The sequence below is a fragment of the Corynebacterium sp. MSK218 genome (assembly GCF_030232655.1).
Lineage (GTDB): Bacteria > Actinomycetota > Actinomycetes > Mycobacteriales > Mycobacteriaceae > Corynebacterium.
Map to the genome: position 1 here is coordinate 1 of NZ_JASPGN010000014.1, position 24,445 is coordinate 24,445.

Here is a 24,445-nt window from a genome sequence, read left to right on the forward strand (position 1 = left end):
TCCCTGGTGGGTTTAGATGGTTGTGTAGGAACTTTCATCTTCACACCAGGGACCCCTATATGTTGTGGTGACCCGCTGAACCCATCGTGTTCTACTTCACCCCGCTACGCACCCCGAAACCGGAAGAGCCCCTATAGTGGATAGGCCGCTTGGATAGGCAGCTTAGATAGCTTGGCCTGCCGGGTACAGCGGGTAGGGGACAGGCTGATTCTGTGTTGAGGCGGGAGCAGGAGTGGACTGCTGTGAATCCGCGGCTGCTGCTTGCGCCGGGATCTCTGGAGCTTCCTGCTGGACCGTTTCACCGTTGAGAATCGGCGTGATGATGTCACGGATGAGCGGGATCATGGAATCAGCGAAGGCCTTCGTGAAGTGGTGCATATCGCGGTAGACCATCACGTTGCCGATGACAACGGGGCAGTCTCCAGCATCGTTGCAGAACCACTTGGAGGTATCCACCGCCAGCATGTTCTGGTACTGCGACAAGACTGCGGCACCAGGGTCGTAGCTCTCGTAGACCTCCTCGAAGCGCATGCCACAGCCCAGAGCATCCTTGGTGGCAACGTAGCATTCATCAAACTCCAGCCCGTTGCCTTCATCATCGAAACCCCACGGGTTATCGCGGAAACCTACGAAGGGAATCTCGTGCTTCGCCAGCTCGTCCCAAAAGGCCTTGTATCCTGGCGGGACAGCGTCGGGGCCGTGGCCGAAGGGCTGGCCAGGACGGGTCGAGTTCGACACCACCAAGGCTGGGTCGGCATCGATGATGCGCTGCACGGCGTGTTTGCTCCATTCTGCGCACTCGGGCTTCACAGAGAGCTCATCGCCCAACTCAATTGGGCAGCCCACACGAGTGAGCGGGACAAGCTTAAAGCCCATCTCACGGCCCAAGTAATCCAAAGCAGAGGAGTACTGTTCGGCGTGCGAACCTCCCACCAAGAACACCTCGACATCGGAATCCATATCGCCAAAGACACAGGGAGTTTCGCCGTCTCTGCGGGTTTCGAAGAAGTAGTCCGTGGGTTGGTCCTCCGGAATAAAGCACCAGTTATCCGCCACCGGCGGAGTAATACCGCGTGCCAAGATGGGGTCAGGCTTAAATTCGACGTTATCGGGAGGCGTGATGCCATAGGGGAAGGTGGTTGCGCCCGGGTAGAGCGCCGGATCCAGCACCTCAGCATTGGCTTCGTCCAAAGTACGTGCCCACAGTGGCTGAATAGCCACGAGCGCCACGGTGCAGGCGGCCACCACGACGCCGCCAACTCCGCGAGCAGCGCCCTTGCGGGTGCGCAAGTCAGCGAGGCCGCGGTGCACTGGGAGATCGTCGGCAAGCGGGCGTTTGCGGTGCTGACGCAGAGGCTTCTCGACGAATCGATGAGTCACATCCGCCAACCCCAGCGACACCGTGATGATGATGACGCCCAGCCACCATGGAGGAGTCTCCAGACCCAGAGCTACCGTAAAGATAATGAGCAGGGGCCAGTGCCATAGGTAGAGGGGATAAGCAATATCACCCAGCCAGCGCGAGATACGGGAGGTCAACACACGGGAGAAGGAACCACCGGAGCCGATGATGATGAGTACAGCGCCGCCAATCGGCAGTAGCGACAGTGGGCCGGGGAATGCCAAAGTATCGGAAATGACAAGGCCCGTGCAGGCCAGAGCAGCCAAACCCACGGCAACGGCGATGTTAGACAGACGCTGTGGCATCTGCAGGCGCGAGCCATAAATCACCAGCACAGCACCTAAAGTGAGCTCCCACGCGCGCGACCACGTGGAGTAGTAGTTCTCCGGGGTGCCGAAGAGGCCGTCGCGGCTAGCGTAGGCGAAGGACGCGATGGTGACCACAATTAGAATGGGGCCAGCAATCGAATTGACGGTGGGGAAGCGCTGGGGAGTAAGGCCCGTGTGCTTCGGGCGCAGCCGCATAAACGCCGCCAAGCCAAGGGCGAACAGGATGCCGATGAGATAGAACTGGCCCTGTACTGCCATGGACCACATGTGCTGCAGCGGTGATGTCGTCGCTGATGCCGCCGCATAGTCGGCATTTTGACGCGCTAGCTCCCAGTTCTGGTAGTAAAAGACCGTCGCCGTAATCTGCTTGGTGAGCTCGGTGTTCATGAGCTCTGGGGCGAACAGCCGCACGAGAATATAGCTTGCGCCGATAACCAGCACTAGGGCGGGCACGAGGCGGCGAATCGTTCGCCAGATGGGCCACCACGGGTTGAGGGAGGCATTCGGGCGTGCGGCGTAGCGAAGCTGGGAACCCAGGAAGAAGTAACCGGACAGCAACAGGAAGACGTCCACGCCACCCGAGACACGGCCGACGAAGACGTGGTAAATCACGACCAAAGCGATCGCGATGCCACGCAGGCCGTCAAGGTCGTAGCGGTAGCGGAATCTGGATGGGGCTTGTTGAGTCATAAAAAGATCTATGTGTGGCAGCGAATTGACCGCATTACAGACTACCCCTTTCACGGGGAGGGGCATAATACCGCGGCGAAAGGGTGGATTTCCTATTTTCCACCTGTATCGCTAAAGTTGGAGAGGTTGTCTGCGTACCGTGCGTGGATAACACTGATAACTTCATTTCTGCGTAACGCCGCAACCGCCCACGGACGGCCGGCACGTCACGCGCAGGATAAATCCAAGGGTTGAACCGGCGCGCCATTCCAAGGCGCGTGGCTGCACTGCCCGGTGACTAGAAAAGGAGCCAATCATGGCTGTAAAGATCAAGCTTCAGCGTATCGGCAAGATCCGCAACGCTGAGTACCGCGTCATTGTTGCTGACGCTCGCACCCGCCGTTCCGGCAAGGCTATCGAGAACATCGGTATCTACCAGCCGAAGCAGGAGCCGTCCCTCATCAAGATCGATTCCGAGCGCGCACAGTACTGGCTGGGCGTCGGCGCTCAGCCGACCGAGCCGGTTCTCGCCCTGCTTAAGGTGACCGGTGACTGGCAGAAGTTCAAGGGCCTGCCGGGTGCAGAGGGCACCCTGAAGGTTGCTGAAGAGAAGCCGTCCAAGCTGGATCTCTTCAATGCTGCTCTGGCTGAGGCCAACAATGGCCCGACCATCGAGGCCATCACCGAGAAGAAGCGTAAGGCCAAGGAAGAGGCCGAGGCTAAGGCTGCCGCTGAGAAGGCTGCCGAGGAGGCCGCTGCTGCTGAGGCTGCTAAGGCTGAGGAAGAGGCCGCTGAGGCCGAGGAGTCCGAGTCTGCTGAGACTGAAGAGTCCGCAGAGTAATCGCACTCGAAATACTTAATCCCCGCTTGCCTGTGATGGCCAGCGGGGATTTTTTATGACTTTTTGTAATTGCGGTGAGGATCCGAGGAATTCTCAAAGTCCAAGCCACGAATTGCGGCGGCAAAGACGGCCTTCGCCATCTCTTCTCTCTCTTCATCCGATAGCGACGCCAAGTGGCCGCTCGTGCACAGGACGGTAAAGCCATGCACAGTGGACCACCCAGCCAAGCAGTTGCGCATCATGTGCTTCCGGTCCGGGGTCTGCCCACTTTCACGAGCGTATTGCTCCATGTAGTCATAAAAATTATACGTGGCTTGCACACGCGGGTCCTCGCTAGGCCCGTCGGTCGCGGCTGCCAAGCCGCCGGGAATGTCGTAGCCTCGTGAGGCCATCATGCACTCGAAAAAGTCTGGCTCATCGAGGGCGTAGTGGTAGTAGGCAAACCCGGCCGCCATCATCTTGTCCACGATGGAGCCCTCGGTGTCCTGAAAAGCAGCGCTGAGGCGATTAATGAGCTCAGTGGTGGCGACGTCAGAGACGGCGTCGAGAAGCTCGGCTTGGTCTTTAAAGTGGCGGTATGCCGCAGTGGGGGAGACCCCAACTGCGCGAGTGGCTGCGCGAATCGTGACGGCTTGGGGGCCACCTTCGCGGCCAAGGACGATCGCCTCGTGGAGGATCGCCTCATGCAAATTTCCGTGGTGGTAAGGCTTAGAACTGTTCACGATAAAACGATGCTACTACGTGTCTATACATTCGTGCTAGTGTTCGGTGTCAACATCGTGAGCAGCATGAGCGCCGGTTCATCGCGACAAGATACCGCATGGGGAACATATGCCGGGAGGTGCACGATGTACCCAGGAGTGAGGGTTTCTTCTTGTTCCCCGCAGCTAAAGGTCACCGCACCCAGCAGTACCTGGACCGTAATCGGGTGTGCTGCCTTGTGATCAGGAAGATCCTGGCCAGGCGTGAAGGAAAAGAGAATCAGGTTCGCGCCGTCGGCGCTGAGCACGCGCTTGACCGCTGGGCGTGGGCGCGTGGAGTCGGGAGTTGGAGCTTCGTCGAGCAGGTTCAGAGTAGTGAGCACAGAACCGTCGTGGGTCGCATCGCCGAACGTGGTGACATCATTGATGGGAAGGTCAGTCATACTTTTCCAGGTTAGCCCGTTAAGCTTTAGGGCATGGAACTACTTATTGGCCGCGTGGTGAAGTCCCACGGCATCAAAGGCGAGGTTGCCGTTGAGGTAACTACGGATTCCCCCGAGGAACGCTACGTTGTGGGCGAGGTCCTTCACGGCAAACAAGGAAAGAAGGAACACGAGCTCACTATCGCCACGCTCCGCGCACATAAGGGGCGTCTGCTTATTAGCTTTAAGGAAATACCCGACCGTACCGCGGCGGACTCGCTACGCGGAACCCAGTTCTTTGCGGAACCCATCGAGGATCCAGACGACGACGGCTTCTATGACCACGAGCTGGAGGGGCTGCGCGTATTACTGGACGGCCAGGACATTGGGGAAGTGACCGGCGTGACGCATGGACCCACGCAGTCACTGCTCGAAGTCGAGCTGGCGAACGGAAAGGAAGCGTTGGTTCCCTTCGTCGAGGCGATTGTCCCGGACGTTGACCTTGATGCCGGTACCTGCACCATTACCCCGCCGGAGGGGCTGCTCGAGCTATGAGAATCGACGTTGTTACTATTTTTCCCGAGTACCTCGACCCGTTGCGTCACGCGCTGCTGGGCAAGGCGATTGAGCAAGGAAAGCTCGCCGTGGGTGTTCATGACCTGCGCCAATGGGCTACGGACGTGCACAAGTCCGTCGATGATTCCCCGTATGGGGGTGGGCCCGGGATGGTGATGAAACCTGAGGTGTGGGGCCCTGCGCTTGACGACGTCTCCTCCGGCACCGCCTCCACGTCCGATCTCGGCAGTGCCCTGCCGCACCTGTCAAAGCCGCGGCACGACGATATCCACGGCGTGGAATCCCGCGCTTATGCCGAGCCCAGCGCCGAAGAAAAACCTCTGCTTATTGTGCCGACCCCGGCGGGACAACCTTTTAGACAGGAAGATGCACAGGCGTGGTCGGCTGAGGAGCACATCGTGTTCGCTTGTGGGCGCTATGAGGGGATTGACCAGCGCGTTGTGGAGGATGCCGCTAAGCGCTACCGCGTGCGGGAAGTCTCGATCGGGGACTACGTGCTCATCGGCGGTGAGGTGGCAGCACTTGTCATCGCGGAGGCCGTGGTGCGCCTTATCCCGGGCGTGCTGGGAAATCGGCGCTCCCACGAGGAGGATTCTTTTTCCGACGGTCTTTTGGAAGGGCCAAGCTACACCAAACCTCGCGAGTGGCGTGGCCTTTCCGTACCAGACGTTCTTACATCCGGTGACCACGCCAAGGTGGACCGCTGGCGCCGCGAGCAGTCGCTGAAGCGAACACTGCAGCGCCGGCCTGAGCTGCTGGAGACAGCTGAACTAGATGCTGCCGACCGCGCATATCTTGAAGCACTCAAGGAGGATACGTCATGGACGTGAGCACTGACCTGTCAATCTTGATGACTGAAGCTGAATGGAACACGGTCCTAGCGGACATGCCGCAGCGCCTGCGCGAGGGCGGCGTCGAGCCGCGAGACATCAATGCTGAGATCGTGTCTTTTACCTGCGAGCCGGACAACATCCTGGTCAATGAGTATCTGAACAACCACGGTCACCCTCCGGTGAGCGAACACGTGTGGCGCGTCATCGTGAACGGCTCTTCAGATTTACCGCTCACGAAGGTGACCACGGCAGTTGCGGATTGCCTGCCGCCGCATACCTTGTGGTACGGCACCTCAGAAATTGGGCATACCGAATTTGGGCTAGGCACTTCCTGCGCGTGGCAGGGCGGGGTATAGGGTGGGAAGGTCTTAAGTCCCCGACCCATACAAAGAGGTTTTGTGAATATCGCAGCCACCATCGCCGGCGAGCTGGGCGTGAAAGAACAGTTCGTCGACGCCGCTCTCACGCTCATGGCGGAGGGTAATACCGTTCCGTTCATCGCTCGTTACCGCAAGGAAGCCACGGGCGGGTTGGATGATTCCCAGCTGCGCATCATCGAGGAACGCTCCACCTACCTGCGCGAGCTGGAGGAGCGCAAGGAGACCGTCTTGTCCGCGATTGAGGAGCAGGGCAAGATGACCGAGGAGCTGCGCGCGCTCATCGTGGCGTGTGAGACAAAGGCGCGCCTGGAAGACCTTTACTTGCCGTACAAGAAGCGACGCAAGACTAAGGCGGATATCGCGCGCGAGGCAGGCCTCGAACCGCTCACGGATAAGCTCATTGACAATCCCACTGCGGACCCGGCGGAGCTGGCGGGGGAGTACCTCACCGAGGGGTTTGAGGACACTAAGAAGGCCCTCGATGGCGCACGTTCCATCCTCATCGACCGTTTCGCGCTGGATGCCGACCTCGTCGGTGAGGTCCGTGAGCGCATGTACTCTAGTGGTTCCATGAACTCCGGCGTGGTGGAAGGTAAGGAAGCCGAGGGAGCGAAGTTCAAAGACTACTTCGAATTCTCTGAGCCCTTTGAAAAATTGCCCTCGCACCGCATCCTGGCGCTGTTGCGCGGTGAGAACGAGGGCGTGCTGCAGCTCAACCTCGATGCTGGCGAGGACGCCATGTACGAGGGCATGATTGCAGAACGCTTCGACCTCGACGTTGCCAGCTCGCGCTGGCTTGCCGACGCCGTCCGCTGGGGCTGGCGCACCAAACTCTCCATCTCCTCCGGTCTGGACGTGCGCATGCGGCTCAAAGAAAAGGCGGAGGAAGGCGCCCTCAAGGTTTTCGCCACCAACCTGCGCGACGTGCTCTTGGCCGCCCCAGCTGGCCAGCGCGCCACCTTGGGCTTGGATCCCGGTTACCGCAATGGCGTCAAGTGCGCGGTTGTCGACCCAACGGGCAAGGTCCTAGCCACCACGATTGTCTACCCGCACCAGCCACAGCAGAAGTGGGCTGAGGCGGTGAGGGAGTTGGCGTCGCTAAGCGCTGCTCATTCGGTGGACCTCATGGCGATTGGCAACGGCACCGCTTCGCGTGAGACGGAGAAGCTGGCCGGCGAGGTTGCTGACCTCATCGCGCAAGCAGGAGGTGCTCGCCCCACGCCGGTGGTGGTGTCTGAGGCCGGCGCCTCCGTTTACTCGGCCTCGCAGCTAGCGGCCGATGAATTCCCCGACATGGACGTCTCCCTGCGCGGCGCCGTTTCGATCGCGCGCCGTCTCCAGGACCCGCTGGCGGAGCTGGTGAAGATTGACCCGAAGGCGATTGGCGTGGGGCAGTACCAGCACGACGTCAACCAGGTGGCGCTTGCTCGCACCCTCGACGGCGTGGTGGAGGATGCCGTGAATGGCGTTGGAGTGGACCTCAATACAGCCTCAGCACCGTTGCTGGAGCGCGTGGCCGGCGTGAACTCCACGATTGCCGCCAACATCGTGGCGTATCGCGATGAGAATGGCACGTTTGTCTCGCGCAAGGAGCTGAAGAAGGTGCCGCGCTTGGGGCCGAAGGCATTCGAGCAGGCGGCAGGCTTTTTGCGCATCAGCGGTGGTAAGGATCCGCTCGACGCCTCGGCCGTACACCCGGAGGCCTACCCGGTGGTGGCGCGCATTGCGGAGAAAACCGGCCTGGGAGTGTCGGAGCTCATTGGTAATTCACGGGTGCTGACAAAGCTTAGCCCGTCCGACTTCGCTGACGAGACCTTTGGCGTCCCGACCGTTACGGACATCATCGCGGAGCTGGACAAGCCCGGCCGCGACCCGCGCCCGGAGTTTAAGACCGCGACGTTCAAGGAAGGCGTGGACAAGGTCTCGGACTTGAAGCCGGGGATGATTCTGGAGGGCACCGTGACGAACGTTGCGGCTTTTGGCGCGTTTATCGATGTGGGCGTGCACCAGGATGGCCTCGTCCACGTCTCCGCCATGAGCCACACGTTCGTCTCCGACCCGCACGATGTGGTCCGTTCGGGCCAAGTGGTCAAGGTGAAGGTCATGGAAGTCGACGTGGAGCGCCAGCGCATTGGCTTGTCGCTGCGGCTCGACGACGAACCCGGCCAGCCCGCCCCCAAGCGCCGAAACGGTAATAACGGTGGTGGCCGCTCGGATGGAAAGAACTCGCGCCGCACTTCTGCTCGTAGCGGTGGGCGCTCCGATCGCGGCCGCGCCGACCGCGGTAGCAGCTCGATGGCTGACGCTCTGAAGAAGGCCGGCTTCTAAACAGGCTTAACCACCCCCTATCGATCAAACGGTCGGGAGTTCAACCGTTTCAGCGTCCAACCGGCAGCTGGGATCGCCGATGTCGCGGATGCCCGGTGGTGGGCGTCCGCGTGGCGATTTACCCGCCGGGCGGCCCGTTTGGGCGCCTGCACGACCGGTGATGCGTGTCCGGTAGCGCGTGGCGGTTTAACCGGGTTTGTCTGGTCCCCGTGCTGTAGCTTGCTGGGCTAGTTGATACGCCGTTTGGGCAGTGATTGGTTCTGCCCACGGTGGGACGTAGGTGACGTCGCCGCGAATTCTAAACACGTAGCCAGCACCGGTGGGTTTATCCGGGTCATCATCATTAACCCCGTTGTGATAGGCACACAACATGGTCAGATTCGGCGGGTCAGTCGCCCCTCCTGCCTTCCATGGCACTAGGTGATGCACCTGGGCATAGTCAGCAGGCTTGTTGCACCCCTTCCTGGCACAGGTGGGGTGCTCAGCACTAGCCATCATGCGCTGCTCGAACCCGGCTAAGCGCTTCATGCGGTGCAGCCACACCGGCCCAATCGTGGGGTGAATGAGGGTGACGTAGCCGATCTCAGCAAACTTGTAGTTCAAGAACTGCGTGCCGGTCATACGCCCACCATTGGTGAGCTCAAGGACGATGTCGTCACCGTCGCCGGAGATAATCTTGTCGAGCTTGTCCAAGGTCACCACCACGCTGGTGAGAACAGCTGGTTTGGTACCGCCGTGAGATTTATTGAAGAAAACGTGCCGGGAGGCGTCAAGCAGGTTTTTCTGGTTGATGGATTCCAGCACGCCGCGCATCTCGGTGACGGTCATGGGGTCATCGGTAATTGTGAGTGAATGCGGACCGTCAGCACGATAGGTCATGCGCACCCCAGGGGTGGGGATGCGCTTGGGTTTGAGCTCTTTGAGCCGTTTGGCCGCCACAGCAGGGATGTTCGATGCTGGTGTACCGGCGAGCTTGACACGCAGGTTCCACGCGTGCAGCTGGTTCTTCAGCTTCTTCGTGTAGGACTCAATAAGGCTTAGCGTGGCCAGATCATGGCCTTGTTCGGCGGCTCGGCTACGGGCGGTGCGTTGCTTACCCGTGAACTTGGTGGTGCCGAAGTAGATGTGGTTTAAGCGTGCAAGCTCGGCGGCATCGGCAGGTGCAGCGCCGAGCGCGCGTAAACGTTTCTCGCCTCCTACCGCTTGCTTCACCAATGTGATCCCCGAGTTGCGGTAGGAGAAATAGGTTTCTAAATCCCCCATGACCCAGAACCCTAAAACAACCCGCCCAACCCCGCAACCGGAAGGGGAATGCGTGACATGCAGACAACGAATGCCCGTAAGTTCACGCTAGTAACTCATCCGGTGGTATGTTTGTTGAAACAAACGACATAGTGGCCTCGCTCACGTTTGACCTTTAGATGAAAATGCCTGGAAGGACGGCTACCAGCGGACCTGAACTAGCACTATGAGGAGGCGGGCATGAGCCAAGCAACCGAAACGAGTAGTACGCATGCAGCGAATGGCGCTTCGCCAGCGAAGGTGGACAGGGGAGCTGACAGCGGTGAAGCGATGGGGTGGCACCGCGTATTGGACTGGCGTCCACGGAGCACGCTGTCGCGCGTTTTGATTGTCTTTCTGCTCGTCGCACCCATCGTCGTTGCCGGCACCATGATGTGGGCCATGTGGGATCCCTCGAAGTACATGCGCAATATTGACTTGGCGGTGGTGAATGAGGATGTGGGCGTCGAGAAGCAAGGCAAGTACACCAATTACGGTGATCAGGTTGTCGAAGGCCTCATGGAAACGGATTATCTCAACTTTTCAGAGGTCAGCAAAGACGATGGCGACCAAGGACTGCTCAAAGGCAAGTACCTCATGGTCGTGACCATCCCGAAGAACTTCTCCGAGCAGGCCGTGACGATTATTAGTGAGAAACCGGTCAAGCCGGAGATTCACTTCGCCACCAACGATTATTACGGAACGAATGGCTCGGTGATTTCGTCGAGCCTCATCCCGCAGGTACAGACCAGCGTAGAGAACGCGATTTCCAAGAAATATGCCGACCAGGTCATTGAGGGACTCAACAAGCTCAGTGATGGATTGGGAACGGCAGCGGAAGGCGCAGGGCGTTTGGACGAGGGCGCGGGCAAGCTGCAAGACGGCGGTGGCCGCGCGGTCGAGGGCATTGCCAAACTCGACTCCGGTGCGACTGAGCTCAATAACGGTACGGGTCAACTTTTGGATGGCACGACGCGGCTTAATGATGGTGTGGGGCGCTTGAGTGCTGGCGCCGCACAATTGGATGATGGTGCAGCACAGCTTGCCGACGGCTCGGATAAACTGCTCGCTGGCACCGGGCGCCTTGCTGATGGTGCAAGCCAGATTGATGGCGGTGTCAATCAGCTCACGGGCATGCTAATTCCAATTCTCAAGCAAGCCCAGGCAGTCGCACCGGCACTGCTGCAGCTTGTCGACGTCCTCCGCAACCTCGGCATGACCGAGCAGGCCGAGCAGTTGTACTCTTTGGTCTCCAAGCTCGACCCGGCAGCTAGCGGCAATATGGTGGCTCAGTTAGAGAAGCTGTCAGCCGGTACTGGCCAGCTTTATTACAACTTGTCCGACCCAAACTCGGAATACCTGGGCGGCATGACGGCGCTCAACGACGGTGCCCACCGCCTGGCCGGAGGAACTCAAGAACTGCGCAACGGTGTGGGTGAGCTCAGCAGTGGTGCCGTCCAGCTTCACGATGGTGCTTCTCGTCTTCATGAGGGCACAGGCACACTCAAAGATGGCACAAGCCAGTTGGCGGCGGGTGGCACAGAGTTGAAGGCAGGTATGGACCAGCTCAAGGAAGGCTCCAACGAACTAGCCACCAAGCTGGCCGATGGCGCCGCGAAGGCTCCGTCTATCAGCCAGCCAGATACTTCTGCACAGAACATGGCGGTGCCTATTAATTTCACCTCGTCCAATGTTCATCCGGTGCAGACCGTGGTCAACCCGATCGACCCGACGCACAAGAACATCACGGGCGGAGCATCGATGCTCTTCGTGCTTGTCTTTGGCTTCCTCGTTATGCTGCTTCTCGCGATGACGCTGCCGTACTATCTGGGGCGGCGCAATGGGGCCGCATCCAGTCCGGTTCGTGGCGTCTTGGCAGCGTTCGGTGTGGTGGCAGGTCTCAACTTCCTGGTTTTGGGCTTCATGGCGTTCATGTCAGCCACGGTGGGGTGGTCCCCAGCCAGCTGGCCGATGATGCTGCTCGTTATTGCTGCAATTGCGGCGGTCGGTGCGGCGACGTACCAGTTCTTCCTGGTCACGTTCGGCCGCAAGATTGGAGCTATCTTCTCCGTCGGCGCCTTTGCCCTCGGAATCATGGTCTTTGGCGGCGTGTGGCCAGTGGCGGCTATTCCACGTCCGCTGAGCATTTTGCATCCTTTCCACCCGATGTCGTATGCGAAGAATGCCTTTACCCGAGCTACTGACGGCATCCACGATGGCACCTTCTGGGCGGGCATTGCCGTTCTGTTTATCGTGACCGCGTTGGCGCTGGTGGCCTCTTGCGTGGTGTTCCGCGCGCGCCACCACGGTACCGCTCGCATCCTCGACGAGCACCTCTTCCGCCCGAAGGTGGCGGCGAGCGCCTAGAAGCTGTACGCGCCGAAGCCTCCGGGGAGGTTGCGCAGCTCGATGCCCATTTCGGCAGCGAGGTCGGCATAGCGCAAGACAAAACCGGCGCTTCGCCCGCCTGAGGGGCAGGCCACGTACACCAGGTCCGAGTCACAGGAAGAGAGGGCGAGGCGCACAGAGTCGTTGTCAGTGACGGTATGCCATGGCAGTGATACCGCGTCCGCAGTGAGAGTGGGGTGCTCAGAGATGTCGAGGAGGGCGGCGTGGCCGTCGCGAAGCTCCGGCGGTAGTTGCGGTTCGTCGGGCAAGGCGGTGACGAGGAGGCGGTCTGGGTCGGCGCCCACGCGCAGCGAGCGGAAGCCGCCGGGGAGCGCGTCGTAGGATGTCACGCGCCCGACCATGTACCGATGTTCGGGGAGTGCGCCGAGCGTGGCGAGGGCTGCGGTGGCCATCAGTCCGGCAATGACAGACGTCGTGGCCCCGAGAACCCCAGCGGTGGAGCACTCGAGGGACTCACCTGTGGGCGGGGAGGGGAAGAGATCGCGCAGGCCCACCCCGCGCCCGTCAGCGCAATTGGGGCCGGAGTGCCACAGAGCGGCCTGCCCGCCGTAGCGCAGCACGGTTCCCCAGGCCAGCGGGGTGGAGGTAATTTCGCAGGCATCGGCGACGAGGTATTTCGTGTCGAAGGTATCTGAGCCATCGAGGACGAGGTCGGCCGCAGCGCATAGCTCGAGGACGTTAGTGGAATCGAGGCGTTCTTTACGCGCGGTGATGGTGAGCTCGGGGGCGAGTTCACGGGCGCGTGCGGCTGCGACCTCCGCCTTGGGCTTGCCGACGTCCCCCGCACCAAACAACACCTGCCTGTGCAGGTTACTGATGTCGACGGTATCGGAATCAATGAGCGTGATGCGCCCGATGCCTGCCGCAGCGAGTTGCTGAAGGGCGGGGCAGCCAAGACCTCCTGCGCCAACGACGAGCACGTGTGACGCGTGGAGTCGTTCTTGGGCGACGTCGCCGAAGCCCGGCAGGAGGCGTTGGCGCGCGGTCCGGGCGCGTTCGGTTTTGCTGAGCACGATGGCAGTCCTTCTAGATTGTGGGCTACAGGACCTGGTCAGCCCAGTTGGCCAGACCTTCGAAGGTGGAGGAAGCCTGGGCGTGCTCGCGCTGCGGGATGCGCCCGGCGTTGCGTGCGAGGCGTCCTGCTTCGACGGCGTGGCGCATGGCGGTGGCCATGGCTTCCGGGTTCTGGCAACGGTTGACCGCGCTGGCGAGCAGCACGCCGGAGCAGCCGAGTTCCATGGCGAGGGTGGCGTCGGAGGCGGTGCCGATGCCGGCGTCGACAAGCACGGGCACTGAGGCGCGCGAGCAAATGAGCTCGAGGTTGTGTGGGTTGAGGATGCCTAGGCCGGTGCCGATGGGGGCGCCGAGCGGCATGACGGCCGCGGCGCCTGCATCCTCGAGGCGCTGGGCTGCCACGGGGTCATCGCTGGTATAGGCCAGCACGGTAAAACCTTCGGCGCTGAGCAGCTCGGTGGCGTCGAGGGTCTCTACGACATCGGGCAGTAGCGTGTGTTCATCGGCGATGACCTCGACTTTGACCCAGCTCGTGCCGAGCGCTTCGCGGGCCATGCGGGCGGTGAGTACCGCCTCGCGCGCGGTGCGGCAGCCGGCGGTATTGGGCAATGGCGCGATGTTGAGGCGGCGCAGCAGATCAAAGACGCTCTCGCCGCCGCTGGTGCCAGCGTGGCGCCGCATGGCCACGGTGGTCAGCTCGGTTCCGGATGCGACGAGCGCGCGCTCGAGCGCCTCGTGGCTCGTGGCCCCACCAGTGCCCATGATGAGGTGGGAGGAAAAGGTGGTATCGGCGATGGTGAGCATTTAACCTCCTTGGACTGCGGTGAGGATTTCCACGGCTGCGCCTTCGTTAAGTGGGGTGGAGTCCCACTGTGAGCGGGGAATGACCTGTTCAGCGACGGCCACTGCGGTGCCGTCAGGAGCGATGCCCTTTTCCTTAAGCAGCTGGGCGACGGTATCGGCCGCCGTGTCATAGGCCTGGCCGTTGAGGATGAGGATCATTGTGGCTCCTTGAGATGTCGCAGGGGATTGCAGGCAGTGAGATCGATACTGGGATCGGTTCCTTCGATGAGCTCGCGGGTACAGCGCGCGGCTAGGGCCGTGAGCAGGATGCCGTGGCGGAAATAGCCGGTAGAGATGACGAGCCGGTCGCTGACGCGGCCAAGATAAGGCAGGTCATCCGGCGTGCCGGGACGAGCACCTGCGCTGGCCTCGAGGAACTCGCACTCCTCGACGGCGGGGAGGATGCGGATGGCGTCGCGAAGCAGCGCGTAGACCCCGCCGGCTTGTGCGGAGGCCAGGGAATCCTCGCGGGTCGTTGCGCCGACGGCGAGGGTGCCATCGGCTCGAGGGATGAGGTAGATGGGGCGATCCTCCACGAAGCCGCGGACGACCCGGGTAAGCAGCGGTTGTAGGTGCTCTGGCACGCGCAGGCGCACGATGTCGCCATACACCGGGCGCAGTTGGAGGGGAGAGCGTTCAAATCCCGCTGAGCGTGCCCAGTCGACGTCGCGGGCGCCCAGTCCAGCAGCCAGGACGACGTCATCCGCGTGGAAGTTGCCAGCGGGAGTGCTGACCATGCCTGTAGCGGCATCAATCGACTGTGCCGCCGTACGGAAGAATCGCACGCCGAGCTCTTGGGCTGCGCTCAGCAGCGAAGCGGCCCACTGGCGGGGAAAGACCTGGGTATCACCGGGGATGCTCACGGCAGCGGCGAGACGCGGGGAGAGAAGCGGTTCGGCGCGGCGGGCCTCGCGCACGGTGATGCGCTCGACCTCCATGCCGTGGAGAGATTGATAGTCAGCTAGCTCAACAAGGTGCTGGGCATCCGCACGGTCGGCGGCGACGACGAAGGTGCCTTCATCGCGGTAGCCGGTGGGTACCTCCGTGTGGGACGCCACCAGATCGATAAGTTCCGGGTACCACTCGCCGGAGGCTCGCATCAAGGGAAAGAGCGGATCCTGCTGGTACATCACCTCTGCAGTGGGGGCGAGCATCCCGCCGGCGAAGTGCGTGGCTCCGGAGGCCGGCGCAGGATCCAGCACGGTGACCTCGTGACCCCGGGAAGCCAGCTCCACTGCGGTGGCTAGGCCCACTACACCTGCGCCGACAATGATGACGGAAGAATCAGAGGCGATAGTCATCGCGCACCTTCATCGAAGCCGGACAGCAGCTCGCGGCAGTAGGCTTCAGGGTCGTCGGCATGCATGATGCCGCGCACGACAGCTAGGCCGGCCACGCCAGTTGCGGCAAGATCAGCTGCGTCGTTGGCGGTGACATCCCCGATGGCCACGAGAGGAACGCGGGAGAGCTTCACCAACTCTGGATAGGCATCAAGGCCCAGCGGCGGGCGGCCGGAGTCCTTCGTTGGGGTGGAACGGAAGGGGCCGCAGCCGATGTAGTCAATATATTGAGCTACCTCGTTGGCCGCCTCGACCAGCTGGCGAGTACCCGTGGTTAGCCCAATGATCGCCTCTGGCCCTAACAGTGCGCGGGCCTGCGCCACGGGCAGATCGTCTTGACCAATGTGCACTCCGTGAATTGCTTCGCCGTCGTGGCGGAGGGCAGCGGCGACGTCCACGCGGTCGTCGATAAGCACACGCGTTTCTGGGTTGGCCTGTGCCACCGCACGCGCTACGTCACGGCCCAGCAGGTAGAGGTCGCGGGCAGAAATCGGCTTAGAACGTACCTGTACGACCCCCGCCCCGCCGCGCGCTGCAGCAGCCGCGATGCGAACGACGTCCGCATGCGAGCCCGCGCCCGTGACGAAGTAGCAGCGAAGATCAGGCATTGACGCCGTCTTCCTCGTGGTACAGCTGCGAACCCTGCGCCTTAAACTCCTTCGATTTGCGCTCCTCGCCTGCGCGGGCAGCAGCGATAACGTCCGGGTCTACGGAGCCTTGGCCTGGGAAGCTGGGCATGCCGAGGGAATCGGAGAACGTATCGCGAATGTCTTGGCTGATGCGCATGGAACAGAACTTTGGCCCGCACATGGAACAGAAGTGTGCGGTCTTGGCCGGCTCGGCGGGCAGAGTCTCATCGTGGTAGGCCTGCGCGGTATCCGGGTCGAGGGAGAGCGCAAACTGGTCGTGCCAGCGGAACTCGAAGCGGGCCTTGCTCATCGCATCGTCCCAAGCGCGCGCCCCCGGGTGGCCCTTGGCCACGTCGGCCGCATGGGCCGCGAGCTTATAGGTGATAACGCCGGTCTTCACATCATCGCGGTTGGGCAGGCCCAGGTGTTCCTTCGGGGTGACGTAGCACAGCATGGCCGTGCCACCCATGGCGATGTGTGCCGCGCCGATGGCGGAGGTGATGTGGTCATAGCCCGGCGCGATATCGGTGACCAGTGGGCCTAGCGTGTAGAAGGGAGCATCAGACGCCCAGTCCTGCTCCAGCTCGTTGTTCTCCTGAATCATGTTGAGCGGCACGTGGCCGGGGCCTTCCACCATGACCTGAACGTCGTACTCCCAGGCGCGCCGGGTGAGCTCGCCGATAGTCTTGAGCTCAGCGAACTGTGCGGTGTCATTGGCGTCCGCCAGCGAACCCGGGCGCAGGCCATCGCCGAGGGAGAAGGCGACGTCGTAGCGCGCGAAAATCTCACACAGCTCGTCGAAGTTTTCATAGAGGAAGGACTCCTTGTGGTGTGCCAGGCACCAGCCCGCCATGATGGAACCACCACGGGAGACAATGCCCGTCACGCGGTTCGTGGTCAGCGGCACGTAGGGCAGCAGCACGCCGGCATGGATGGTCATGTAGTCCACGCCTTGTTCGCACTGTTCGATGACGGTATCGCGGAAGATTTCCCAGGTCAGGTCTTCTGCGACGCCGTTAACCTTTTCCAAAGCCTGGTAGATGGGCACGGTGCCGATGGGCACCGGCGAGTTGCGCAGGATCCACTCACGGGTGGTGTGGATGTCATCTCCAGTGGACAGATCCATGACGGTATCCGCACCCCAGCGCGTGGCCCAGCGCAGCTTCGACACCTCTTCCGCAATGGAGGACGTCACCGCAGAGTTGCCAATGTTGGCGTTTATTTTGGTGAGGAACTTCCGTCCGATGATCATCGGCTCCGATTCCGGGTGGTTCACATTATTGGGCAGGATGGCGCGGCCGCGCGCGATTTCGGAGCGCACAAACTCCGGGTCGCAATGCTCGCGCAGGGCTACAAATTCCATCTCCTTGGTGATGATGCCCTGGCGTGCGTAGTGCATCTGGGTCACACGCTTGCCTTCCTTTGACCGCAGCGGCTGGCGACGTTCGCCCTTCCACTCTTGGGAAGCCGCACCGCGGCGCTCGGCGGAGCGGCCGTCATCTGCCAGGTTGCGGGCGCGGCCTTCGTAGGGCTCTACATCGCCGCGCTCGGCAATCCATTCTGCGCGCAGTGCCGGCAGGCCCACCTCAGGTTCACACTCCGGGCCACGGGTGCGGTACACGCGGAAAGGTTCGTTGGGGCCGGTGGGGGAATCATCCAGCTGGATTTCCGTCTCAGGCACCTCGAGGCCCTTCTCCCGGATGGGGGAGTAGGAGTGCTTGGGGTGGATCTCTCCGGAGTCGGAGGACTGGATGGGGTTATGGGTAGCCGTCATGGCTGCTCCTCTCTTCCTTCGCTGGTGCTAACCAGACAGGTTCGAACGGTGCAGGCGCGGTGTCAGCGCCACTCTCAGCCCGCTTCCTGCGGGCACCCGTGGGGTATCAGTGCGTTTCCCACCATAGAGGGTAAATCCCAGCCATGTCAGGCATTTGGAACAATTTGGCCGGTGGGGGTGGGATATGGAAAGATGACGTTGTTCTATGTAACAGGCACGAACCGGTCAGCTACCGAAAGGTTGCGCTAGGGTCCTCTGTCTTAAACTGAAAAGGAAAACATTCAATGGCAAACCTCATTGACAAGGTTGACGCAGCACAGCTGCGTGACGATATCCCGTCCTTCCGCCCGGGCGACACCCTCGACGTCAACGTCAAGGTTATCGAGGGCAACACCGAGCGTACCCAGCTCTTCAAGGGCGTCTGCATCCGCCGCCAGGGAGACGGCATCCGCGAGACCTTCACCGTCCGTAAGGTCTCCTTCGGCATCGGCGTGGAGCGTACCTTCCCGGTTCACTCCCCGAACATCGCCTCCATCGAGGTAGTTCGCCGCGGCCGCGTTCGCCGCGCCAAGCTGTACTACCTGCGCGACCTGCGCGGCAAGAAGGCCCGCATCAAGGAGCGCCGCTAGTTCTAGCTGCTCTGCTCAGCCCTCCGCTTCCCACCTTTCCTGGTGGGAAAGGCGGAGGGCTTTGTGCTTTACAACGCCGCTCCTGCCGAGCCGCATACCGAGGATGTCGTTACGCATTGCTAGGATTTAGCGCGTGGATAAAGACAAGGACATGACTAAAGGTGTCTCTGAGGACCTCACCGATGGCGTCGCGAGCGGTGAGCAGGGCGCAGAGAAGAACGTGGATGCGGCGGTAGGGGGGACGTCGGCAAGCACTGCACTGCCTGCGAAGAAGCAGGATAAGGAAAAGAAGCAGATGCCGTGGTTCCTGGAGACCGTCATCGTCGTGGTCTGCGTACTCGCGGTGGTTGGCGTGTTCCAGAACTTTGTGGGCCGCCAGTACGTCATCCCTTCCGGTTCGATGGAACCGACCTTGCATGGCTGCGCCGGCTGCAACAATGACCGCATTTTCACCGAGAAGGTCTCGTATTACGGCGACAAGAACCCAGAGCCGGGTGATGTTGTGGTCTTCAAGGGCACCGAGGATTGGGATACCAACTGGCAATCCCCGCGCTCGGATAACCCGGTGATTCACCGCATTCAGGATGCTTTGAGCTATGTCTCCCTCACCCCTCCGGATGAAAACACCCTGGTTAAGCGAGTCATCGCTACCGGAGGCCAGACTGTGTCCTGCCAGGAAGGTGACCCAGCCGTCATGGTGGATGGCAAGCCCATCGAACAGGACTATGTTCAGGACCCGCCCACCTACCGCGTGGATGAAACCACCGGCTCCTATGCTTGCGGCGGCGCGTATTTTGGTCCGGTGACCGTACCGGAAGGCAATATTTGGGTGATGGGTGATAACCGCACGGCGTCGGCGGACTCGCGCTACCACATGCAAGATGAGTACCAGGGCACCATCCCCCTGGAGAACGTGCGCGGCAAGGTCATGTTTGTCTTCTTCCCCTTCAACCGCATCGGTGGGGTCGATGACCCGGACATCCAGTCCTAAACGCAGCCCGGAAGCCGCACGCCTGCGCACACGCGATGTGCTGTGGGCGCTTGCGGTCACCTTTGCTGTGTTGGCGCTCATCCAAGCCTTCGTGGGGCGGATGTACCTTATTCCATCGTCCTCGATGGAACCGACCCTGCATGGCTGCCCTGGGTGCGCGAACGACCGCATCGTTGTGCAAAAGGTCAGCTACTATTTCTCTGACCCGCAGCCGGGAGATGTAGTGGTCTTTTCTGGACCAGATTCGTGGAATACCTCGTTTGACGTCGCACGTTCCCGCAACGTTGTCGTGCGCGGGCTGCAAAACTTGGGTGCCGTGGTGGGGTTGGTGCCTAATGGGGACAACATTCTGGTCAAACGTGTCATCGCCACAGGTGGGCAGACCGTGTCCTGCGAGGAAGGCGATCCTTCCATCATGGTCGACGGCCATGCCACGAGTCAGGAATTTGTCCTTGACCCGCCAGAGATTCCCATCGATAGCAGCGTGGGCTCCCAGGCGTGTGGTGGTGCCTTTTTTGGCCCGGTGACTGTACCGGAAGGCCACCTGTGGGTCATGGGAGATAACCGCACCAATTCCCTCGACTCCCGCGCGCATCTGGGCGATAAACTGCAGGGCACCATCCCCGTAGAGAATGTGCGTGGCAAAGTCGAAGCCGTGGTCCTGCCGGTCAACCGTGCGCATCCCATTGACCATCCAGATCTATGAGGCGGCTGAAGCAAAAGCGCACGTATGAGGTGGCGTTAACAAAGGCGGGCCTAGGGCCGGTGGCGGGCGTGGATGAAGCCGGTCGCGGGGCCTGCTGTGGACCGGTGACGATTGCAGCCTGTATCCTTCCGGAGCGCATCGTGCCTGGGCTTGAGCGTCTTGATGATTCCAAGAAGCTGAGCCCTGTTGCACGCGCCCAGTTGGAGCCGATTATTAAACGGCGGGCTTTAGCCTGGTCCGTGGTGCACATTGAAGCCCGAGACATCGACACCTTTGGAATCCAACACGCCAATGTGTCCGGAATGCGCCGCGCGGTGGCGCAATTGGAGGTCCGTCCGGGCTATGTGCTTACCGACGCCCTCCTCGTCCCCGGTATCCCTTCCCCGCAGCTGCCGATCATCGGTGGCGATGCCGCCGCGCGGTGTATCGCAGCAGCGAGTATCTTGGCCAAAGTGTCGCGGGACCGTTTCATGGACGACCTTGAAGAGCGCTACCCGGGCTACGGGCTGGGCAGTCACAAGGGATATGGCACCGCTGCGCACCAAGAAGCCATCGCTCAGATGGGGGCAACCCCGGAGCACCGGATGAGTTATCGCAATGTTGCTGGCGCCCATGCGGATTTCCTCGCGCGCGCCTGAGCGCTTCAACGCTGTGCGGGAAGTAAGCTGAGGCACGTTCTGTCACAACACGTGACAACCGCCGTAGACGTGAGCGAAGGAGAAGCACACCGTGAGCGCTGAGGAACTCGATAACTACGAGGCTGAAGTCGAGCTGTCGCTGTACCGCGAGTACCGCGATGTGGTCAGCCAATTCTCCTATGTGGTGGAGACCGAACGCAGGTTTTACCTGGCCAACGCCGTCGAATTAATCCCGCACACGTCCGGACCTGATGTCTATTACGAGGTGCGCATGTCGGATGCGTGGGTGTGGGACATGTACCGCTCCGCGCGTTTTGTGCGCTACGTCCGCGTCATTACTTACAAGGACGTCAACATTGAGGAGTTGGACAAGCCGGACTTCGTGCTTCCGGACTAGTCCAAGCTGTGGATAACCCTGAGGGTGTGGGGTGACCCCGGACTCGTTATCCACAGATATGCCGTGTGGGGCTGTGGGCCCCTCGTCGGGAGATAGGTGCCTAGGGTGTTCTGGATAGTGCCGTGAGGTCCACGGCACGAGGACTGGGCTTGTGTCGTGCTTGCGGCGTGTAGTGAACACGACCATTTCAAGGAGCACCTCCATGACCAGAACCTCAGCAACCTCGCTTCGGACAGGAGCCGTAAACACCCCGGCCGCAGGCCAGACCATCCGCCCTCAAGACGCTTTAGGGCGAGCGGGTGAAAAATTCGCCGCCGACTTCTACCGGGCACGCGGCAGCCAAGTAATAGCTGCAAACGTGCAGTATTCGGTGGGGGAGATAGATCTCGTTGTACGTGAGCGGGATGGAACCATCGTCTTTGTTGAGGTAAAGACCCGCGCCACGCGCAACTATGGCGTCGCAGAAGCGGTGACGAAGCGCAAGCTGCAGCGCCTACGCAAGGCTGCCGCCTACTGGCTCGATGGAAAGCCGCTTTCCGACGTCCGCTTTGACGTCCTCGGCCTCGTACAATCTGGCGCCGACTTCGATGTGGAGTACTTCCAGGGGGTGGAACATGGCGCTCGGTAGGTGCGACACGATTGCGCTTGACGGTGTACTTGCCAAAGTCGTTGAAGTGGAAGCCAATGTCGGGCCAGGACTCCCGGGAGTACACGTGGTGGGCTTGGGCGATGCCGCGATTTCTGAGTCACGCGACCGCATCCGCACAGCGGTGAGCAACTCTCACTTGCCTTGGCCCAAGACCAAAGTCGTGGTGTCGATGTCCCCGGCGTCGCTGCCCAAGGCCGGAGCCCATTTCGACTTACCCATGGCACTTGCCATTCTGGCAGCGGGGCAGGCGGACAATAGCCGTCTTGACGGGACAATCGTGCTGGGTGAACTGGGACTTGATGGCCGCGTGCGTCCTGTCTCCGGCATTATCCCCGCGCTCCTGGCGGCACGCTCACAAGGCTACGACACGCTCATCATCCCGCCAGGCAATGCCGCGGAAGCAGCGCTCGTACCGGGCGTGCGGGTTCTTGTCGCGGAGACACTGTGGGATGCCTTCGCTTGGGCATGCGGTAGCGATTGCCTTGCCACAGCGGACCTCGTTGCACGCGACGTCGTAGCGCTGCGCGAGGAGGTGTCCGACTTCAGCGAGGTGGCCGGGCAGAAGGAAGCGAAGTGGGCAGCAGAAGTTGCCGCAGCCGGCGGACATCACGTCATGATGGTCGGCCCACCTGGGTCTGGAAAGTCTATGATTGCCTCCCGTTTGCCCAGCATTCTGCCGCGGTTGACTACCGACCAATCAGTTGAAGCTACCGCTATTCATTCGGTGGCAGGTTCAGTAGGGACTGTCATTTCCCGGGCACCCTTTATCGCCCCGCATGCCTCAGTGACGAGAGCCGCGCTTATTGGTGGTGGTTCGGGCCGCCCGCGGCCGGGAGCGGTGAGCTTAGCTCACCATGGAGTTCTCTTCCTCGATGAGGTCAGTGAGGTACCAGCACAAGTGTTGGACGGCCTTCGCGCGCCGTTGGAAGAAGGGCAGGTGCGTTTAGCCCGGGCGCGCCGGGAGGTCACATTCCCTGCACGTTTTCAGCTGGTGCTCGCGGCGAACCCCTGCCGCTGCGGCACAGAAGATTCAGCGCGCTGTGAATGCAGGTCGGTGGACCGGATGAACTATCTCTCCAACCTTTCGGGCCCCTTGCGTGATCGCCTCGACATTATCGTCTCCTTGTCCGGCCAGTCCGCAGTGCTCAATGCCGAAGGCGAGGAGACCTCAGCTGTCATTGCGCAGCGCGTAGCCGAAGCCCGTGGACGCATGACCGCTCGATGGGAGAAGGACGGTCTAGGCGTGGTGAATAACGGTGCTGTTCCGGCCTCGTATCTGCGGCGTCATCGTCCCGCAGCTGAATCCGCCATGATCATGCTGGCAGCCTACTTGGCTGAAGGGGAGCTCAGCCAACGCGGTGTAGACCGAGTACTGCGATTGGCCTGGACACTGGCGGATCTCGACGGCACAGTTCGACCTGACCTCGACCACGTCAGCCGGGCACTCGACCTGCGCGGCGCAGGAACAATCGAAAGGCTGGCGGCATGAGTGAGCTCAATCTATCGACACCCCAGCACACTTGGGCCTACCTCAACCGCGTGGTGGAGGGACCCTCACCTGTGCTGCATGGATTGCTCACTCACTACCCCGCAGAAGAGATTGCCCACGGCATTTATAGGGGAGAGGACTGGATCGGTCCGTTGCGCCAGTCCACGGCTTCGCGGCGTGATTGGTTGCGTCAAGACGAGGACCTAGCCGCCGCGGAAGCAGTAGGAGCGAGGTTGATTACCCCGGACGACAATGAGTGGCCGGGCGAGGAGTTCTCCAGTGCTTTCGGTTTCTATCAACAGGGGCTTGTCGATGCACCCGCCACCTTCGATGACCAAGCTGTCCCTCCCCATAGTTTGTGGGTACGCGGCGGTAATCTGCGTGAGGCCGTAGCGCAGTCTGTTGCTCTGGTCGGCACTCGTGCAGTTAGCCGCTACGGCTGGGAAGCAAGCCGGTTATTAGCAGGCGGCTTAGCTACCCACCAGTGGACAGTTATCTCTGGCGGCGCGGTTGGTGTGGACACCGCTGTTCACGAAAGCGCCTTGGACGCAGGCGGCCAAACAGTGGCGGTGGCCGCCTGCGGCATCGATATTTCCTATCCGGCGCGCAACGCACAGCTCTTTGAGAAGATTGCCGCGTCAGGCTGTGTTGTTTCGGAGTTCGCGCCTGGGACCCGGCCGCAGCGCTTTCGATTTCTTTCTCGTAACCGGCTGGTGGCAGCGATGACGGCAGGCACTGTTGTAGTGGAGGCTGGCTTTAGATCGGGTGCGCTCAACACCTTGAACTGGGCGGAAGCTCTGGGCAGAGTAGCTATGGCGGTGCCGGGGCCGATCACTACGTCGGGTTCCTTGGGCTGCCACCAGCGCATCCAGGAAGGTCGCGCGCAGTTGGTGGCTTCTGCTGATGAGGTACGAGGTTTGGTTGGCCAAGTCGGTGCCGTGGACGCGGCGGGACAATACGAGTTGGAATTCCAGCCCACAGCGGTCCAGCGGCTTTCTCGAAACGAGCTCAAGGTGTATGACTCCACGCCTCCTGAAACCGCGGATGAAGGAGCGAGTGCTGAAGACATTGCCGCGGCGGCAGGGATGCGCGTGGCCTTGACAGTGCACCTGCTGGTGGCGATGCAGAAGATGGGGGTGATAAGCCGCACTGGCTCGCTCTGGCAGCGTACCTGA

The 24,445-nt window shown here is 61.3% G+C and carries 23 protein-coding genes, 1 pseudogene and 1 riboswitch; of the genes and pseudogenes, 14 read left to right on the forward strand and 10 right to left on the reverse strand.

Going from position 1 to position 24,445, the window contains the following annotated elements:
• Nucleotides 1-162 precede the first annotated feature (162 nt).
• Nucleotides 163-2,421, reverse strand: a complete 2,259-nt coding sequence (locus QP922_RS10710; RefSeq protein WP_284809430.1) for an acyltransferase family protein — start codon at nucleotides 2,419-2,421, stop codon at nucleotides 163-165.
• 295 nt (nucleotides 2,422-2,716) lie between these two features.
• Between QP922_RS10710 and rpsP the strand changes: the two genes are divergently transcribed.
• Entirely contained in the window at nucleotides 2,717-3,241 is a 525-nt protein-coding gene (gene rpsP / locus QP922_RS10715; RefSeq protein WP_070669852.1) for a 30S ribosomal protein S16, read from the forward strand.
• Nucleotides 3,242-3,294: 53 nt separating this feature from the next.
• On the opposite strand, the gene QP922_RS10720 is transcribed toward rpsP, so the two are convergent.
• Entirely contained in the window at nucleotides 3,295-3,963 is a 669-nt protein-coding gene (locus tag QP922_RS10720; RefSeq protein WP_284809431.1) for a TetR/AcrR family transcriptional regulator, read from the reverse strand.
• Nucleotides 3,964-3,986: 23 nt separating this feature from the next.
• Complete coding sequence (locus QP922_RS10725) at nucleotides 3,987-4,385, reverse strand: cupin domain-containing protein (protein WP_284809432.1); 399 nt, start codon at nucleotides 4,383-4,385, stop codon at nucleotides 3,987-3,989.
• Between the two features lie 33 nt (nucleotides 4,386-4,418).
• On the opposite strand from QP922_RS10725, the gene rimM reads away from it, so the two are divergent.
• The 4 genes from rimM to QP922_RS10745 are packed head-to-tail and all read left to right on the forward strand — an operon-like array spanning nucleotide 4,419 to nucleotide 8,481.
• The gene (rimM, locus tag QP922_RS10730) at nucleotides 4,419-4,919 is read left to right on the forward strand and encodes a ribosome maturation factor RimM (RefSeq protein ID WP_284809433.1); all 501 of its coding nucleotides are present in this window, start codon (nucleotides 4,419-4,421) and stop codon (nucleotides 4,917-4,919) included.
• Complete coding sequence (trmD, locus tag QP922_RS10735; RefSeq protein WP_284809434.1) at nucleotides 4,916-5,770, forward strand: tRNA (guanosine(37)-N1)-methyltransferase TrmD; 855 nt, start codon at nucleotides 4,916-4,918, stop codon at nucleotides 5,768-5,770. The genes rimM and trmD overlap by 4 nt, the downstream gene beginning before the upstream one ends.
• Nucleotides 5,761-6,129, forward strand: coding sequence for a hypothetical protein (locus tag QP922_RS10740; protein ID WP_284809436.1), 369 nt, complete (start codon nucleotides 5,761-5,763; stop codon nucleotides 6,127-6,129). The genes trmD and QP922_RS10740 overlap by 10 nt, the downstream gene beginning before the upstream one ends.
• 42 nt (nucleotides 6,130-6,171) lie before the next feature.
• On the forward strand, nucleotides 6,172-8,481 hold the full coding sequence (locus tag QP922_RS10745; RefSeq protein WP_284809438.1) for a Tex family protein: 2,310 nt from the start codon (nucleotides 6,172-6,174) through the stop codon (nucleotides 8,479-8,481).
• A gap of 186 nt (nucleotides 8,482-8,667) precedes the next feature.
• Here the strand turns inward: QP922_RS10745 and QP922_RS10750 are convergent, their stop codons facing one another.
• The gene (locus QP922_RS10750) at nucleotides 8,668-9,744 is read right to left on the reverse strand and encodes an HNH endonuclease signature motif containing protein (RefSeq protein ID WP_284809439.1); all 1,077 of its coding nucleotides are present in this window, start codon (nucleotides 9,742-9,744) and stop codon (nucleotides 8,668-8,670) included.
• A 219-nt stretch (nucleotides 9,745-9,963) separates the two neighbouring features.
• Here QP922_RS10750 and QP922_RS10755 point away from each other — a divergent pair, with 219 nt between their 5' ends.
• Entirely contained in the window at nucleotides 9,964-12,129 is a 2,166-nt protein-coding gene (locus QP922_RS10755; protein ID WP_284809441.1) for a YhgE/Pip domain-containing protein, read from the forward strand.
• Here the strand turns inward: QP922_RS10755 and QP922_RS10760 are convergent.
• From QP922_RS10760 to thiC, 6 genes and pseudogenes are all read right to left on the reverse strand, one after another.
• Entirely contained in the window at nucleotides 12,126-13,184 is a 1,059-nt protein-coding gene (locus QP922_RS10760; RefSeq protein ID WP_284809443.1) for a ThiF family adenylyltransferase, read from the reverse strand. The two genes, QP922_RS10755 and QP922_RS10760, sit on opposite strands and share 4 nt — an antisense overlap.
• Before the next feature lie 25 nt (nucleotides 13,185-13,209).
• Nucleotides 13,210-13,989 (reverse strand): thiazole synthase, encoded by a 780-nt coding sequence (locus QP922_RS10765; RefSeq protein WP_284809444.1) that lies wholly within the window; start codon nucleotides 13,987-13,989, stop codon nucleotides 13,210-13,212.
• The gene (thiS, locus tag QP922_RS10770) at nucleotides 13,990-14,187 is read right to left on the reverse strand and encodes a sulfur carrier protein ThiS (RefSeq protein WP_070672274.1); all 198 of its coding nucleotides are present in this window, start codon (nucleotides 14,185-14,187) and stop codon (nucleotides 13,990-13,992) included.
• A complete protein-coding gene (gene thiO / locus QP922_RS10775) occupies nucleotides 14,184-15,329 on the reverse strand; it encodes a glycine oxidase ThiO (RefSeq protein ID WP_284809445.1) in 1,146 nt (381 codons plus the stop codon). Before thiO ends, thiS begins: the two co-directional genes overlap by 4 nt.
• Entirely contained in the window at nucleotides 15,326-15,976 is a 651-nt protein-coding gene (locus tag QP922_RS10780; protein ID WP_284809446.1) for a thiamine phosphate synthase, read from the reverse strand. The genes thiO and QP922_RS10780 overlap by 4 nt, the downstream gene beginning before the upstream one ends.
• A 138-nt stretch (nucleotides 15,977-16,114) precedes the next feature.
• Nucleotides 16,115-17,771: pseudogene (gene thiC / locus QP922_RS10785) on the reverse strand (phosphomethylpyrimidine synthase ThiC); the annotation flags it as partial.
• Nucleotides 17,767-17,881, reverse strand: a riboswitch (TPP riboswitch). It overlaps the preceding pseudogene by 5 nt.
• 174 nt (nucleotides 17,882-18,055) lie before the next feature.
• On the opposite strand from thiC, the gene rplS reads away from it, so the two are divergent.
• The 8 genes from rplS to dprA all read left to right on the forward strand — a co-directional run bounded on the left by rplS (nucleotide 18,056) and on the right by dprA (nucleotide 24,445).
• Nucleotides 18,056-18,400 carry a 50S ribosomal protein L19 gene (gene rplS, locus QP922_RS10790; RefSeq protein ID WP_070672267.1) on the forward strand — a complete coding sequence of 115 codons (345 nt, stop codon included), beginning with the start codon at nucleotides 18,056-18,058 and terminating at the stop codon, nucleotides 18,398-18,400.
• A gap of 295 nt (nucleotides 18,401-18,695) precedes the next feature.
• A complete protein-coding gene (gene lepB, locus QP922_RS10795) occupies nucleotides 18,696-19,391 on the forward strand; it encodes a signal peptidase I (RefSeq protein WP_284809504.1) in 696 nt (231 codons plus the stop codon).
• Nucleotides 19,369-20,097 carry a signal peptidase I gene (lepB, locus tag QP922_RS10800; RefSeq protein ID WP_284809448.1) on the forward strand — a complete coding sequence of 243 codons (729 nt, stop codon included), beginning with the start codon at nucleotides 19,369-19,371 and terminating at the stop codon, nucleotides 20,095-20,097. Before lepB (QP922_RS10795) ends, lepB (QP922_RS10800) begins: the two co-directional genes overlap by 23 nt.
• Nucleotides 20,094-20,735: a ribonuclease HII gene (locus tag QP922_RS10805; protein WP_284809450.1), complete on the forward strand. Its 642-nt coding sequence runs from the start codon at nucleotides 20,094-20,096 to the stop codon at nucleotides 20,733-20,735. Before lepB (QP922_RS10800) ends, QP922_RS10805 begins: the two co-directional genes overlap by 4 nt.
• Nucleotides 20,736-20,826: 91 nt before the next feature.
• Entirely contained in the window at nucleotides 20,827-21,132 is a 306-nt protein-coding gene (locus QP922_RS10810; RefSeq protein ID WP_039675937.1) for a DUF2469 domain-containing protein, read from the forward strand.
• Nucleotides 21,133-21,334: 202 nt separating this feature from the next.
• Nucleotides 21,335-21,760 (forward strand): YraN family protein, encoded by a 426-nt coding sequence (locus QP922_RS10815; RefSeq protein WP_070672262.1) that lies wholly within the window; start codon nucleotides 21,335-21,337, stop codon nucleotides 21,758-21,760.
• Nucleotides 21,747-23,270, forward strand: coding sequence for a YifB family Mg chelatase-like AAA ATPase (locus QP922_RS10820; protein WP_070672261.1), 1,524 nt, complete (start codon nucleotides 21,747-21,749; stop codon nucleotides 23,268-23,270). Before QP922_RS10815 ends, QP922_RS10820 begins: the two co-directional genes overlap by 14 nt.
• A complete protein-coding gene (gene dprA, locus QP922_RS10825) occupies nucleotides 23,267-24,445 on the forward strand; it encodes a DNA-processing protein DprA (RefSeq protein ID WP_070672259.1) in 1,179 nt (392 codons plus the stop codon). The genes QP922_RS10820 and dprA overlap by 4 nt, the downstream gene beginning before the upstream one ends.

Coding starts and splice junctions, on each gene's coding strand:
- QP922_RS10755 (WP_284809441.1), top strand. CDS start 9,964: ATGAGCCAAGCAACCGAAACGAGTAGTACGCATGCAGCGAATGGCGCT.
- QP922_RS10710 (WP_284809430.1), bottom strand. CDS start 2,421: ATGACTCAACAAGCCCCATCCAGATTCCGCTACCGCTACGACCTTGAC.
- QP922_RS10820 (WP_070672261.1), top strand. CDS start 21,747: ATGGCGCTCGGTAGGTGCGACACGATTGCGCTTGACGGTGTACTTGCC.
- QP922_RS10815 (WP_070672262.1), top strand. CDS start 21,335: ATGACCAGAACCTCAGCAACCTCGCTTCGGACAGGAGCCGTAAACACC.
- lepB (WP_284809504.1), top strand. CDS start 18,696: ATGCCGTGGTTCCTGGAGACCGTCATCGTCGTGGTCTGCGTACTCGCG.
- rpsP (WP_070669852.1), top strand. CDS start 2,717: ATGGCTGTAAAGATCAAGCTTCAGCGTATCGGCAAGATCCGCAACGCT.
- trmD (WP_284809434.1), top strand. CDS start 4,916: ATGAGAATCGACGTTGTTACTATTTTTCCCGAGTACCTCGACCCGTTG.
- QP922_RS10740 (WP_284809436.1), top strand. CDS start 5,761: ATGGACGTGAGCACTGACCTGTCAATCTTGATGACTGAAGCTGAATGG.
- rimM (WP_284809433.1), top strand. CDS start 4,419: ATGGAACTACTTATTGGCCGCGTGGTGAAGTCCCACGGCATCAAAGGC.
- QP922_RS10725 (WP_284809432.1), bottom strand. CDS start 4,385: ATGACTGACCTTCCCATCAATGATGTCACCACGTTCGGCGATGCGACC.
- QP922_RS10805 (WP_284809450.1), top strand. CDS start 20,094: ATGAGGCGGCTGAAGCAAAAGCGCACGTATGAGGTGGCGTTAACAAAG.
- thiO (WP_284809445.1), bottom strand. CDS start 15,329: ATGACTATCGCCTCTGATTCTTCCGTCATCATTGTCGGCGCAGGTGTA.
- rplS (WP_070672267.1), top strand. CDS start 18,056: ATGGCAAACCTCATTGACAAGGTTGACGCAGCACAGCTGCGTGACGAT.
- QP922_RS10750 (WP_284809439.1), bottom strand. CDS start 9,744: ATGGGGGATTTAGAAACCTATTTCTCCTACCGCAACTCGGGGATCACA.
- QP922_RS10780 (WP_284809446.1), bottom strand. CDS start 15,976: ATGCCTGATCTTCGCTGCTACTTCGTCACGGGCGCGGGCTCGCATGCG.
- dprA (WP_070672259.1), top strand. CDS start 23,267: ATGAGTGAGCTCAATCTATCGACACCCCAGCACACTTGGGCCTACCTC.
- QP922_RS10765 (WP_284809444.1), bottom strand. CDS start 13,989: ATGCTCACCATCGCCGATACCACCTTTTCCTCCCACCTCATCATGGGC.
- thiS (WP_070672274.1), bottom strand. CDS start 14,187: ATGATCCTCATCCTCAACGGCCAGGCCTATGACACGGCGGCCGATACC.
- lepB (WP_284809448.1), top strand. CDS start 19,369: ATGACCCGGACATCCAGTCCTAAACGCAGCCCGGAAGCCGCACGCCTG.